The following is a 13,449-nucleotide window of genomic DNA, read 5'->3' on the forward strand; positions in this document are numbered from 1 at the left end:
AAACCTGCCAGCATGTGGTCGCTGGAAACATTCGGGCGGCAACGGCTGTCCAAACATTTCTTCATGCGCGATTTCATGTATTCGGAAATCAACGGTTTTCACGGCGTGCCAAATGTGCCCGAGACCCCCGATCTGGTGCTGGAAAACGGGCGTGCTTTCTGCACGGAACTCCTCGACCCGCTTGAAGAAACCTTTGGCCGGGTCGCCGTGCGGTCTGGCTACCGGGCGCCCGATCTCAACCGTTATGGCAATGAAAACAAGCTGAACTGCGCGCGCAACGGCAATCCTCTGGAATGCCATATCTGGGACCGTGCGGCAGGCGCTGAGGCAATTGCGGGCGCATCTATTGTCATCCCATGGTTCGCGGACCGCTATGCAGACGGGCGGGACTGGCGAGATCTGGCATGGTGGATACATGATCATCTGCCCTATTCGGACATCTGGTTTTTTCCAAAGCTTGCGGCGTTCAACCTTGTCTGGCGGGCGTCACCGCTGCGCACCATCTCAAGCTATATTGCGCCGCGTGGCACATTGCTGCGTACCGGGGTAGAACCTGATGTCCCGCTCTGCCAACGACAGGCATTGTACGCGGATTTCCCCCCCTTCCGCGGTATCCGCTATCCCTGAATGTCGGTGCGTATTGCAGACGCTTGCGCGCGTGCTATAGACGGGGAAATCCACCGGACAGGGCAGGCATGAGACATCCCATGGACAGCAGGAATTCGGCGCATGCATGAGCCCCTCGTCCTGCTGCCGGGCATGATGTGCGATGCGCGGCTGTTTGGCCCCCAGATCGCCGAGATGTCGGCTGATACCGCCGTGATGGCCGCCCCCATCACCCAAGGCGAGCGGATTGAAGAGATTGCCTCGGGCCTTCTGGATCTATTGCCAAAACGCTTTGCGGTTGCCGGATTGTCCATGGGCGGCATCGTCGCGATGGAACTGCTGCGGCGGGCACCCGATCGCATCACGCGGCTGGCGCTGATGGACACCAACCCGTTGGCCGAAACGCCCGTTGTTGCTGCCAACCGCGAGCCGCAGATCGTCAAGGCGCGCTCAGGCAGGCTTCTTGAGGTGATGCGCGACGAGATGAAGCCGAACTACCTGGCACCCGGGCCGCAAAGGTCCGATGTGCTGGATCTGGTCATGGATATGGCCGAAACGCTGGGGCCAGAGGTTTTCATCCGGCAATCGCGTGCCTTGCAACGGCGGCGGGACCAGCAGGCGGTGCTGCGAAAATGCAAAGCGCCCACCTTGATTTTGTGCGGGGCACATGACCAGCTGTGCCCGGTCAAACGGCACACGTTCATGGCAGAGCTGATCCCCAACGCCGAGCTTGTGGTGCTAAAAGATGCAGGCCACCTTCCTACATTGGAACAACCTGCCCAGACCACTGCCGCGCTGCGCAACTGGATGCAACAGCCGCTGGTCTTGCGCTAGGCTCACGCGTTCAGCAGTTCACTGCGCCGTGATTTCGGAAGTACCTCAATGGTCGCGACCGGCTGGCCAGACGCAGCATCGAACAGAGGCGTCTGTTTCCACCGACCCGTGATTCGCCCCATCGCTATTCGCTGTGCGGCACCCCATATGAAGGTCATCAGCCCTTCGTGCTTGGTCTTGCCATTTTTGGCCAGCTTGAACGCATGCCCGGCCACCGGTCCAACAACATCAACACTGTCAAACCCTGTGGCCCGGACCCCGACGAAAGCGGTGCGCGGATTGCGCGGTGTCGTGAACAGCGGGGCACCACAACAAGAGGCGTACCACCGCAACAAGTTATTTGGGCCAAAAGAAAATACCGCCAGATGATCCGCGCCCTTGGTTATCTTCAGCCGATGGGGCGAAATCTGGAAAATATGCACGCCATCTTCACCCGGGTCTGGCGCGCCGCACTGCAATTCACCCGCGCGGCAGGACCGGCAGTGGCAGACGGCATGGGTTCCCATTGATGGGGTGAAATCCGTCAGGTGGCCTTCGATCTTGCCACAAGTGCAGCGCAGAGGAAGGTCCGCCACCCTCAGACCGCGACGTTGTAGTTTGCCGGATCAGGCTGATGTGGTCCGCGTTTACGATGCGGCTTTTTGCCCGGCGTGTTGGCGTCGATGAAATCCAGCACAAGCGGCCTGATGTTGTTGCGCCAGCTGCGGCCCGCAAAAATGCCGTAGTGTCCGGCGCCTTCTTCCAGATGACTGGCCTTCTTGCTGTCAGGCAAGCCTGTCAGCAGATCGAGCGCTGCCACGCACTGACCGGGGGCGGAGATATCATCGTTCGAGCCCTCGACCGTCTTGACGGCAACCGTTGTGATCTTGCCGATATCGACGTGACGGCCACCAACGACAAAGGCGTTTTTGGCGATCTCACCGTTCTTGAAGATGCGTTCCACCGTGGACAGATAAAACTCTGCCGTCATGTCCATGACAGCGAGGTATTCGTCGTAGAACTTGTTGTGCTTGTCATGCTCGTGCGCTTCGCCTTGGGCGACGCGCGTGATCTGGTTCTGAAACGCTTCTGTATGGGTCTCGCTGTTCATCGAAATGAATGACGCCAGCTGCAGCAGACCGGGATAAACCATGCGGCCCACGCCTGCGTATTTGAAGCCGACACGCTGGATCATCATTTCTTCGAGCTGGCCCATGGTGACACGGCGGCCAAAGTCGGTGACCTCGGTCGGTGTGGCATCGGGGTCAATCGGCCCGCCAATCAGCGTAAGTGAGCGCGGCTGCGCCTTCGGGTCTTCCTCTGCCAGGTATGCCGTTGCCGCCAGGGTCAGCGGCGCAGGCTGACAAACAGCGATGACATGCGTTTCCGGCCCCAGGTGCTTCATGAAGTCGACAAGATACAGCGTATAGTCTTCGACATCGAACTTGCCTGCGCTGACCGGAATGTCGCGCGCGTTATGCCAATCGGTAACGTAAAGGTCACAATCCGGCAGCAGCGAGATCACGGTCGATCTCAGCAAGGTGGCATAGTGGCCGGACATCGGGGCAACCAGCAAGACCTTGCGCTTGGGTTCGGTTCGTCCCTGAACCTTGAAGTGGATCAGATCGCCAAAATCACGCGCGATTTCCTTTTCCACGCTGACCAGCCGGTCCTGACCGTTGGACCCGACAAATGGCGGGATGTTCCAGTCCGGTTTCATGACCATGCGGCTGAACGTGCGCTCTGTGACTTCGCCCCAAGCGGCCAGCCATTGCATCGCAGGGTTTGGAAACATCGCAAAGGCCGGGTAGGATGCCATTGCAAGTGCTGATGCGCCAAGGAACTGATTGGTGTTCCTGATGGTTTCCATCATGTCGTATGTTGCCATATAGCGCATCGCGAGGGTCTCCTGTATGGGCCCGATTGCCGGGTTGATTGCCGCTCCTCCCCCGAGTGTGGGCGGCATTATGCTGCAGGTGCGAAGATAGAAGGTAAAAGTTAAGATGACAACTGAATCTGCCGAAAGTGACGTGCCGACCGAGGCTTCAATGTCCCGAATGGCTGAGAATATGAAGAAAGTTGAGCAGCTGACCCAACGTCTCACGCAGGTCATGACGAACCGCCAAACCCACCATCAAGCGCTGGATGGGCCGAATCAGGAACTATTTACCAAGGCTGCAAATGCCTATTGGACTGACGCGATCAATAACCCCGCCAAGCTGATGGAGCAGCAGATGGGTTATTGGACAAAGACGCTGGGCCAATTTGTCGAATTGCAAAAGACAATGGCGCAGGCCGGGGCAGAGGCCTCTGCCGATCGCAAGGTCACGGATCGGCGATTTGCCAATCCGATGTGGGAAACGCACCCCTATTTCAGCTTTGTCAGACAGCAATACCTGATCAATGCCGAGACGCTGACCGAAGCGGTCGAGGGCGTCGAAGACATGGACCCGAAAGAGAAAGACCGCCTTAAATACTTCAGCCAGCAGATAATCGACCTGATGAGCCCAACAAATTTTCTGGCGACAAATCCCGACGCGCTGGAACGCGCGGTTCAGACCGAAGGTGAAAGCCTGATCAAGGGGCTGGAAAACCTCATCAAGGACCTTGAGGCGAACAATGGCGAACTGATCGTCAAACTGGCCGATGAAGATGCCTTTGAGCTGGGCCGCAACATAGCCACAAGCCCCGGCAAAGTGGTCTTTCGCAACAAGATGTTCGAGCTTATCCAATATACGCCCAGCACCGAAAAGGTGCATGCAACACCGGTTTTAATCTTTCCGCCCTGGATCAACAAATTCTACATCCTTGATCTCAAGGCCCAGAACAGCCTTGTGAAGTACATCGTCGATCAGGGCTACACACTGTTTATGGTTTCCTGGGTCAATCCAGATGGTGCCTTTCATGACGTCGGCATGGAAGATTACGTCGAGGACGGATACTTGGCCGCGATCAGCGAGGTAAAGGAAATCACAGGCGAAAAGCAGATCAATGCTGTGGGCTACTGCATCGCCGGCACAACGCTTTCGATGACACTGTCGCTGCTCAAGCAAAGGGGTGACAAGTCGCTAAAGTCCGCGACCTTTTTCACAGCCCTCACTGATTTTTCGGACCAGGGAGAGTTTCGCCCGTTCCTGACGGATGATTTCATTGACGGGATCGAGGCTGAGACAAAGGATAAAGGCGTCCTGCCATCTGTGATCATGGCGCGCACGTTTTCATTCCTGCGGTCCAATGATCTGGTCTATGGACCTGCCGTCAAAAGCTACATGATGGGCGAAACCCCACCGGCCTTTGATCTGCTCTACTGGAATGGCGACGGGGCCAACCTGCCTGCGAAAATGGCGATGCAGTACCTGCGTGGCCTATGCCAGCGCAATGAACTGGCGGATGGCGGGTTCGATCTGATGGGACATCATCTTGAGCTGGACGACATTGACGTGCCGCTTTGTGCCATCGCGTGCGAGACCGATCACATCGCTCCTTGGAAGGACAGCTACCGCGGGATCCAGATGATGGGATCCAAAGACAAGACCTTTATAATGACCCAGTCGGGCCATATCGCAGGCATCGTGAACCCGCCCAGCAAGAAGAAGTATGGCCACTACACCAACGATGATCTGAAACTGGGCTACAAGGAATGGCTGAAGAGCGCTGATTTTCACGAAGGATCGTGGTGGCCGCGTTGGGAAAAGTGGCTGAAAAAGCGATCGGGCAAGAAGATCGATGCGCGATTCCCCGGTGATGACGGTCGGAAAATGCTGGGCGATGCCCCCGGTGACTACGTCGCAAAGAAAGCAAAGCTCTGATTTCTAAGGGGTTTCCCTAACGTCAATAATTTCTGCTGCAGCGCAGAAAAACTCTTGAAATGCCGCATTGCAGCATGTATATCCTTGTGCAGACGCAGAAACGCGGGACGACCCGCAAGACACGCTTCAAAGGATAAAAGACATGGCCAAGACCGTAGACATGACCGCAATGTTCAAAGACGTAATGGGTTCGTTCCCCGTGGACACATCCGCGATGGAAGGCTCCTTCAAGACAGTTGCCACGCTGAACGAGAAACTCTCCGGCGTTGCGCTGAGCGCTGCAGAAAAATCCGCAGACATTTCCTCCAAGTGGACCAAAGACACCCTCGCCAAGCTGGCCGAGATGTCCAAAGCCAAGTCAGAGCCTGCTGACTACGCTAAGGCGATGACAGATTTCGCATCTGCAAACGCTGAAGCTGCAGCCGAGCATATGGCCGCCTACGCCGAAATCGCCAAGAAAGTACAGATGGACACCGTCGAGCTTCTTATGGCTGCCGGCAAAGACATGCAGGACGACGCAACTAAAGCCGTCAAGAAAGCATCTGACGACGTTCAGTCCGCTGCCAAGAAGGCAACAGCGAAGTAATCACTGTATTTCTCACGTCCACTCCTCCCCGGATGGGTGAGAAAAGAATGGCAGGCCTGTTGTGGGCCTGCCATTTTTGTTTTCCAAATGTCTGACGCATGTCAGTCGCCCATTGGTTCCTTGGCTCATCCCAGGCCTGAGGAATGCACGGTCGCATTTGTACGTACCAGCCCTCTGAGATTGTCTGCTCATGGGTGCTTTCTTTTTGGCAACGCAGCGCCTAAGCTGCAATGCAGCACGCACTTCTGGGGAGGACACCCGTGGCTGATGAACCAAAGCCCTTGTTGATCAAGCGCTATGCCTCGCGGCGGTTATATAATACAGAAACCAGCGATTATGTGACGCTGGAAGACATTTCTGGCTTCATCCGGGATGGCCGGGAAGTGCAGATTGTCGATCTGAAATCCGGCGACGACCTGACCCGCCAGTACTTGCTGCAAATCATTGCTGAGCATGAAAGCCGCGGTGAATCGGTTTTGCCGGTCTCCGTGCTGAATGATCTGGTGCGCAGTTACATGTCTGGCAATGTCAGCGTGGTGCCACAGTTCTTGCAGACCTCTTTTGACATGCTGCGCGACGGACAGGCACGGGTGATGGAGAACATGAATGCCATGAACCCCATGGCCAAGATGCCCGGAATGAAGGTGATGCAAGCCCAGCAAGAAGCCTTCATGAAGGCGATGACGGGCGGCTGGGGCGGCGGCGGCGGTAAACAGGTGCAAGAACCCGCACAGGCAGATCCCGAACCCGAACAGAATGAAAATCTGGACGAGATCAAACAGCAACTCGCCGAATTGCAGGACAAGCTGTCCAAGCTAAAATAGCGTTCAGGCTTCTGCGGGCTCTGTCACTGAATTCAACGCTTGCAGCAGCGCGGCTGCGATCTGATCACAGTCTGCAAGGCTCAGATGAACCGGCAGACGCACATCACAGGCCGACATCAACATGGCGCGTGTGCGGGGCAGTTCTGGCAGATCCGGAATGAACCGCCAGTTCCAGAAGGCCCGCGCATTATCCGTGCTTTGCCCAAAGACCTGAACCTTGACGCCGATCTGATCAGCCGCGGACCCAAAGGCGCGGATTTGCCCGTCATTGAGGCCCTTGAGATTGAACTGGATCGAATCTGGCGCGCGGACTTCGCCGGGCAAGGGCGCTGGCACGTCGATGTTCGGATGCGCTGCCAGCTGCTCTGCCAGGTGATCGTGATTGCGTCTGCCATCACGTACACGGCGGTCCAGTTCCGGTAATTGCGGGCGGATCAGGGCGGCTGAAAGGTTGTTCATGCGCAAATTGTAAAGCGGCAGCTTGTTTTGGTGCTGTGCGAAGGCATCCTGCAACACCGGGTGCTTTTTCCAGTTATGCTCGTACGCGCCAGACATGATGATGGCGCGTGCCACCAGATCCGCATCGTCCGTGATCAGGATGCCACCTTCGCCTGCATTGACCATCTTGTAGGACTGAAACGAAAAACAGCCCACGCGGCCCAATGTACCGATCTTGCGACCGTTCCACAGCGTGCCCAGCGAATGCGCGGCGTCCTCAATGACCGGCAAACCTGCCGCGTCGCAAAGTGCCATGATCGCGTCCATGTCTGAGGTATGGCCCCGCATGTGGCTGACGATAACAGCATCGGCCTGGGTCAGCTTGGACTCGAAATCGGCCAGATCAATACGGTAGTTTTCCCCGACCTCGCACAGGATGGGTCTCATACCGGCGTGAACCACTGATGACGGGACGGCAGCAAAGGTGAATCCCGGGATCAGCACGCGCGCGTCTTTTGGCAGATCCAACGCCATCAGCGACAAAAACAGCGCAGCAGAACATGAAGAAACCGCCAGCGCGTAACGGCTGCCCATCCTTTCCGCAAACTCTGCCTCCAGAAGCGCTACAGGCGCATCCGCCGCGGCGGTATAGCGAAACAGATCACCGCTTTGCAGCATGCGCTCTATCTCTGCGCGGGCAGGGGCCGGTATCGGTTCAGCCTGATGGATATCGGGGAGCGTCATCGGGGTCACCTTTCTGAGCCAAACGATAGAACAATCATACGGGAACGGGCGGCGGCCACCAAGCCCCCATCGCCCCAGCAGCGCATGACCTTGCGCGATCAGCGGTCAGATGCCTAATCGGTCCCGCATCGAATACCAGGTCATCGCCAGCACCAATAGTGGGTTGCGAAAGGCCGACCCGCCGGGGAACGCATTGGTAGGAACGCGCGACATCACGTCAAAGCCGTCAGTGTCGCCCTCAATCGCCTTGGCCATCAGGTAGCCCGCATGCGTGGCCGTACCAACGCCATGACCCGAATACCCTGACGCAGAAAGCACCCTGGTGTTCACCCGCGCAATATAGGGCAAACGGCGCATGGTGATCGCCAGCGTACCGCCCCAAGCGTATTCAAATTTGACATCATCCAGATCCGGAAAGATTGGCCGCATCCGGCGGCGCACAAGAGCGCCGATATCCCTGGGGAATTTGTAGCCATAGGTTTCGCCCCCGCCAAAAAGCAGCCGCTGGTCATGGCTCAGCCGAAAGTAATTGACCACAAAGCGGCTGTCGGCCACGGCGACGTCGCGCGGCAACACGTCTTTGACCCGCTCGCCCAAAGGCTCCGTTGCGGCGATGAAGTTGTTGATTGGCATGACCCGCGCGGCAACCTTGCGATTGAGCCCACCAAGATAGCCGTTGCAGGCAAGGACGGCATGCTCGGCCTCCACCCGGCCGGCATCGGTTTGAACGGTTACCTTGTCGCGCTCATCAATGTGATGGACAGGCGAAGTTTCAAAGATCCGCACGCCCGCGTCGCGCGCTGCCCGCGCCAAACCCAGCGCATAGTTCAACGGATGCAGATGCGCCGCCCCCATGTCCAGCACGCCGCCCACGTAGTCTGGCGATGGGCAGACCGATTGCAACGCGTCACGATCCAGCTTTTCAAGCTGATCATATCCATAGGCGTCGTGCAGGTGATCCGCGTATTTAAATGCGTGTTTCAGGTCGCTGTTGGTCGACACCGTATGGGCGACACCGGGCTTGAGATGGCAGTCGATCTGATGTGTCGCAATCAGGGATTTGACCAGCGTCTTGGCCTCTTCGCCCATCTCCCACAGGCGTTTGGCGTGCGCCGGGCCCACCATCTTTTCCAGATCGTCTTGCTCAACACGCTGACCGCTACCAAGCTGCCCACCGTTGCGGCCAGAGGCACCAAACCCCACGCGCTGCGCATCGAGCAACACCACATCCCGGCCCGCCAGCGCCAGATGCAGTGCTGCAGAAAGGCCGGTGTACCCGCCGCCGACCACACAGACGTCTGCCGTCTTCGCGCCTTTCAGCGTCGGAAAGCGATCCAGCGGCGTGGCGGTCGCCGCGTACCAGCTATTGGGGTACTGGCCGCGTCTGTCATTGGCATAGAGCAGGTTCATACGTTCAGCAAAAGATGCTCGCGCTCCCAGGGGGAGATCACCTGCAGGAATTCCTCGTATTCGGCCCGCTTAACGATCGAGTAGACCCGTGCGAATTCGGGGTGGACGACCTCGTGCAACCTTGTGGCTTGGTCAAACATATCGAGCGCCTGATTGGGGCTGCGGGGAATATCGCCCTCGCCGTCATACGCCTCGCCCTTGTATTCTGCCGCGGGTTTCTTGCCATCAATAAGTCCAAGATAGCCACAGGCCAGCGACGCGGCGATTCCGAGGTATGGGTTGCAATCCATCCCCGCCATGCGGTTTTCCACACGCCGCGCCTTGGGGGCCGATATCGGCACCCGAATGCCGGTGGTGCGGTTGTCGTGGCCCCACTGCAGGTTGATCGGCGCGGCATTGTCTTTGACATAACGCCGGTAGCTGTTGACGTAGGGCGCGATCATCGCAAGGGCCGCAGGCATGTGAGTTTGAAGGCCTGCGATGAAGTGAAAGAAGGCCGGTGTTTCCTTACCCTTGGCGTCGGAAAAGATGTTCTCGCCCGTTTTCGTGTCCAAAATCGAATGATGCACATGCATAGCCGAGCCCGGCTCTTCGGCAATTGGCTTGGCCATGAACGTCGCATGGGCGTCATGACGCATCGCCGCCTCGCGGATAAGTCGTTTGAAATAGAAAACCTCGTCCGCCAGTTTGACAGGATCGCCGTGCAACAGGTTGATCTCCAACTGGCCCGCGCCGCCTTCCTGCGTAATGCCGTCGATCTCGAACCCCTGCGCCTCGGCGAAATCGTAAATGTCGTCAATGACGGGCCCGAACTCATCCACCGCTGTCATGGAATAGGCCTGCCGCGCCGCTGCCGGGCGACCTGATCGGCCCATCATCGGTCGGATTTCCTGCTTGGGGTCCAGATTCCGTCCGACAAGAAAGAACTCCATCTCAGGGGCCACGACAGGCTCCCATCCCTTGTCTCGGTATAGTTGCACGACATGCTTGAGCACATTGCGCGGCGAAAAGGGCACCGGGTTGTCTTCGCGATCAAACGCATCGTGGATCACCTGAAGCGTCCAGTCGCCCGTCCACGGCGCCGCGGTGGCTGTCGCCATGTCGGGTCTTAGCGTCATGTCCTTTTCGATGAATCCATCCTCACCTGCCGCTTCGCCCCAGTTGCCAGTAATGGTCTGGTAAAAGATGCTGTCGGGAAGGTGAAAGAAATCCTGACGCGCGAACTTCGATGCAGGCACCGCTTTGCCGCGCGCAATGCCCGGCAGGTCGGGGATGATGCATTCCACCTCATCCAGGCGTTTGCCGTTGAGATACGCGCGCGCCGCGCCGGGCAGGTCAGACATCCAATCGGCCATCAGGCCCTCTCTTTCTTGAAAAACGCAGTCATGCGTTGGGCAAACTCATGTCGCTGACTGGGCTTGCCGAATTCGGTGCGCGCGGCCTCAAGCAATGCGGGATCGACCAGCCCCTTGCCACGGTGTTCGATCAGGGCATCAATGAAATCATCGCCGTATTCGGGGTGCGGCTGAATGGTCAGGAAAAGATCACCGTACAGCATCGCGGCATTCGCGCAAAAATCGCTCGAGCCGATGACCTGCGCGCCATCGGGCACCGTCACGACCTGATCCTGATGCCATGCATTGATCGCAAAAGTTTCGCCGTTGATGCGATACTCCTTGCGGCCCACAGACCAGCCACCGTCATATTTGACCACCGTGCCGCCCATCGCCTGCGCGATGATCTGATGGCCAAAGCAGACGCCGATCATCGGGCTCTTGGCCGCGTAACACGCGCGAATGAACTGTTCCAATGGGGGGATCCATGGATGATCTTCGTAAGCCCCATGACGGGAACCGGTGATCAGCCAGCCGTCACAGACGTCCGGGCTGGGGGGGAAAACGCCGTCGACTACTGCAAAAGCCTCGTAGTCGAACGTGTCCTCACCCAAAAGCCTTCGGAAATAGGCGTCATACCGTTCGCCGTTCGCGATTTCTTCGGGCGGGTGGCCGGTCAGGAGGATGCCGATTTTCATAGAGATAACTGTTACACCGTATCAAGATAGATTTCGACCTGCTCTTCACGCGAAAGCTCTGCCATGGAGGCATGCTCCTGCCGCTTGGTCAGCATCAGGTTCCGGATCAGATCGGCGCTGAAGATGCGTTTGATGCAGGCATCTTGTTCAAAGAGGTCGATAGCGTCTGCCCAGTTAGAGGGAATTTGAGGCACCTTCGCATCATAGGCGTTGCCCGTGACCGGGGCAGGGGGAGTGTTGCCGTCTTCCAGCCCGTTCATCGCCGCGCCCAGGACGGCGGCAAGCATCAGATAAGGGTTTACATCGCCTCCGGCCACACGGTGCTCAATGCGGCGCGCCTTTGGATTTCCCGACGGGATACGGATCGACGCGGTGCGGTTTTCATAGGCCCACGCGACGCCCGTAGGCGCGTGGTTGCCCGGCACCAGACGGTCATAGCTGTTGGCATGGGGGGCAAAGATAAGGGCCGAGGCCTGCATCGCCTGCATCAGTCCCGCAACAGCATGTTGCATGGCCTCTGTCCCCTCCGGGCCACCATTGTCAAAGACGTTGCGGCCCTGCGCATCCAGGATCGAGAAATGAGTATGCAGGCCCGAGCCGGGATAATCCTCGTAGGGCTTGGCCATGAACGACGCGGCAAAGCCATGGCGGCGCGCAAGGCCCTTGACCAGCAGCTTGAAAAGCCACGCGTCGTCTGCCGCCTTCAGCGCGTCTTCGCCGTGCATCAGGTTGATCTCGAACTGACCCATCCCGGCCTCTGAGGTGGCGGTGTCGGCAGGGATATCCATCGCTTCGCAAGCGTCATAGAGGTCGGTAAAGAAGGCGTCGAACTGATCCAGCGCCCGGATCGACAGGGTCTCTGCCATCACCCGGCGCTTGCCCGAACGGGGCGAGGGCGGAACCTGCAATTCCCGGCCTGAATCGTCGATCAGGAAAAATTCAAGCTCTACCGCGCAAACAGGTGTCAGGCCCCGTGCGCGGTAGCGTTCAAGCACGGAATTGAGCGCATGCCGCGGGTCCCCCGCAAACGGTCGACCATCGTCATGAAACATCCAGATCGGCAGCAAGGCAGAGGGATTATCCAACCACGGGATGGGCATGAACCCGCGCTCTGTCGGGCGCAGCACCCCGTCTGCATCGCCGGTCTCGAATACCAGCGGACTGTCTTCGATATCTGCGCCCCAGATGTCGAGGTTGAGCACGGAAAAGGGAAATCGCGTGCCGTCCGTCGCGATCTTGTCGGCATAGCGCACAGGAATCCGCTTGCCGCGCGGCTGTCCGTTCAGGTCACAGGCGGCGACGCGGATGGTCTTGATATGCGGGTTGTCGCGCAACCAGTCGTGCATGGGGCACCGAATAATTTGATCAAATTACCGATACTACCGGATCAGATTGGGACGCAAGCGCAATTTTTGCCGCGCATCCTGTGGCAGGTGACGGTTCAGCCGTTTGTTGATCACGCCAAAGACCCAGATGATCACAAGCGTCAGCAAGATGAAATAAAAGGCCAGAATGGGATAGGGGACGAAGGGATTGAACGTCTTGTCGGCAAAGTAGGAGGCGTAATAAAGCGCATCGCCGCGCTGTTGCAGCGCCGGAAAGCCAGAGAAGTAAACCAGTGTCGTGGCGTGGAAGAGGAAGATCGCTTCGTTGGTGTAGGCGGGCCATGCCAGCCGTAGTGTGGTGGGCCAGATCACGTGCTTGAAGCGCGTCCAGCCGGACAGACCATAGGCGTCGGCGGCCTCTACATCGCCCTTGGGAACAGAGCGCAGCGCACCATAAAAAATCTCGCCGGAGTAGGCAGCGGTGTTCAGAAAGAGCACCACAAGGGCGCCAAGCCAGGCGGATGAAAAAGGATCAAAGATCGGGGCGACCTGTTTGAGAGAGAGAAACAGAAAGTAGCCAAAGAAGAACTGGATAAAGAGCGGTGAGCCCCGGAAGAGGAAGATGAACCATTCCGCCGGCTTGCGGAAAAAGGGGTTGGACGACGCCTTGCCGACGCCGAGGGCTGTGGCAAAGAGAAAGCCTGTGGAAAGGGCCAAGACGCCAAAGTAGACATTCCAGATCATGCCTGAGCCGATCAATGTGAACTGATCACACAGCGTAAAGTCGCTGCGGGGCAGCAGGCGTTCGCCGTATCCCAGGCTGCGGAAGGCGTAGTTCTGGATTGTGTCCCAACAGCTCACG

General features: G+C 58.0%; 13 protein-coding genes. 5 read left to right on the plus strand and 8 right to left on the minus strand.

Annotated elements, in window-relative coordinates; genetic code table 11:
* Positions 1-12: 12 nt before the first annotated feature.
* On the plus strand, positions 13-627 hold the full coding sequence (locus tag H9Q16_RS02420) for a hypothetical protein (protein ID WP_191075135.1): 615 nt from the start codon (positions 13-15) through the stop codon (positions 625-627).
* Between the two features lie 102 nt (positions 628-729).
* Positions 730-1,440: an alpha/beta fold hydrolase gene (locus H9Q16_RS02425; RefSeq protein ID WP_191073771.1), complete on the plus strand. Its 711-nt coding sequence runs from the start codon at positions 730-732 to the stop codon at positions 1,438-1,440.
* Between the two features lie 2 nt (positions 1,441-1,442).
* Here H9Q16_RS02425 and H9Q16_RS02430 read toward each other — a convergent pair whose 3' ends face one another.
* Both H9Q16_RS02430 and phaZ read right to left on the minus strand, forming a co-directional pair.
* The gene (locus H9Q16_RS02430; RefSeq protein ID WP_191073772.1) at positions 1,443-2,015 is read right to left on the minus strand and encodes a DUF6151 family protein; all 573 of its coding nucleotides are present in this window, start codon (positions 2,013-2,015) and stop codon (positions 1,443-1,445) included.
* Between the two features lie 2 nt (positions 2,016-2,017).
* Positions 2,018-3,316, minus strand: a complete 1,299-nt coding sequence (gene phaZ, locus H9Q16_RS02435; RefSeq protein WP_191073773.1) for a polyhydroxyalkanoate depolymerase — start codon at positions 3,314-3,316, stop codon at positions 2,018-2,020.
* Between the two features lie 106 nt (positions 3,317-3,422).
* On the opposite strand from phaZ, the gene H9Q16_RS02440 reads away from it, so the two are divergent.
* From H9Q16_RS02440 to phaR, 3 genes are all read left to right on the plus strand, one after another.
* The gene (locus H9Q16_RS02440; RefSeq protein ID WP_191073774.1) at positions 3,423-5,228 is read left to right on the plus strand and encodes a PHA/PHB synthase family protein; all 1,806 of its coding nucleotides are present in this window, start codon (positions 3,423-3,425) and stop codon (positions 5,226-5,228) included.
* A 142-nt stretch (positions 5,229-5,370) separates the two neighbouring features.
* The gene (locus H9Q16_RS02445) at positions 5,371-5,814 is read left to right on the plus strand and encodes a phasin family protein (RefSeq protein WP_191073775.1); all 444 of its coding nucleotides are present in this window, start codon (positions 5,371-5,373) and stop codon (positions 5,812-5,814) included.
* Between the two features lie 260 nt (positions 5,815-6,074).
* A complete protein-coding gene (gene phaR / locus H9Q16_RS02450; protein ID WP_191073776.1) occupies positions 6,075-6,638 on the plus strand; it encodes a polyhydroxyalkanoate synthesis repressor PhaR in 564 nt (187 codons plus the stop codon).
* A 3-nt stretch (positions 6,639-6,641) separates the two neighbouring features.
* Here the strand turns inward: phaR and H9Q16_RS02455 are convergent, their stop codons facing one another.
* From H9Q16_RS02455 to H9Q16_RS02480, 6 genes are all read right to left on the minus strand, one after another.
* Positions 6,642-7,820 carry a DegT/DnrJ/EryC1/StrS family aminotransferase gene (locus H9Q16_RS02455; protein WP_191073777.1) on the minus strand — a complete coding sequence of 393 codons (1,179 nt, stop codon included), beginning with the start codon at positions 7,818-7,820 and terminating at the stop codon, positions 6,642-6,644.
* 105 nt (positions 7,821-7,925) lie between these two features.
* The gene (locus tag H9Q16_RS02460; protein WP_191073778.1) at positions 7,926-9,230 is read right to left on the minus strand and encodes an NAD(P)/FAD-dependent oxidoreductase; all 1,305 of its coding nucleotides are present in this window, start codon (positions 9,228-9,230) and stop codon (positions 7,926-7,928) included.
* Positions 9,227-10,585: a glutamine synthetase family protein gene (locus tag H9Q16_RS02465; RefSeq protein ID WP_191073779.1), complete on the minus strand. Its 1,359-nt coding sequence runs from the start codon at positions 10,583-10,585 to the stop codon at positions 9,227-9,229. The genes H9Q16_RS02460 and H9Q16_RS02465 overlap by 4 nt, the downstream gene beginning before the upstream one ends.
* Entirely contained in the window at positions 10,585-11,262 is a 678-nt protein-coding gene (locus H9Q16_RS02470) for a type 1 glutamine amidotransferase (RefSeq protein ID WP_191073780.1), read from the minus strand. The genes H9Q16_RS02465 and H9Q16_RS02470 overlap by 1 nt, the downstream gene beginning before the upstream one ends.
* A gap of 11 nt (positions 11,263-11,273) precedes the next feature.
* Positions 11,274-12,608, minus strand: coding sequence for a glutamine synthetase family protein (locus H9Q16_RS02475; RefSeq protein WP_191073781.1), 1,335 nt, complete (start codon positions 12,606-12,608; stop codon positions 11,274-11,276).
* Positions 12,609-12,641: 33 nt separating this feature from the next.
* Positions 12,642-13,448: an ABC transporter permease subunit gene (locus H9Q16_RS02480; RefSeq protein WP_191073782.1), complete on the minus strand. Its 807-nt coding sequence runs from the start codon at positions 13,446-13,448 to the stop codon at positions 12,642-12,644.
* Position 13,449 lies beyond the last annotated feature (1 nt).

It is taken from the genome of Sulfitobacter aestuariivivens (genome assembly GCF_014763045.1).
Classification (GTDB): Bacteria; Pseudomonadota; Alphaproteobacteria; order Rhodobacterales; family Rhodobacteraceae; genus Sulfitobacter; species Sulfitobacter aestuariivivens.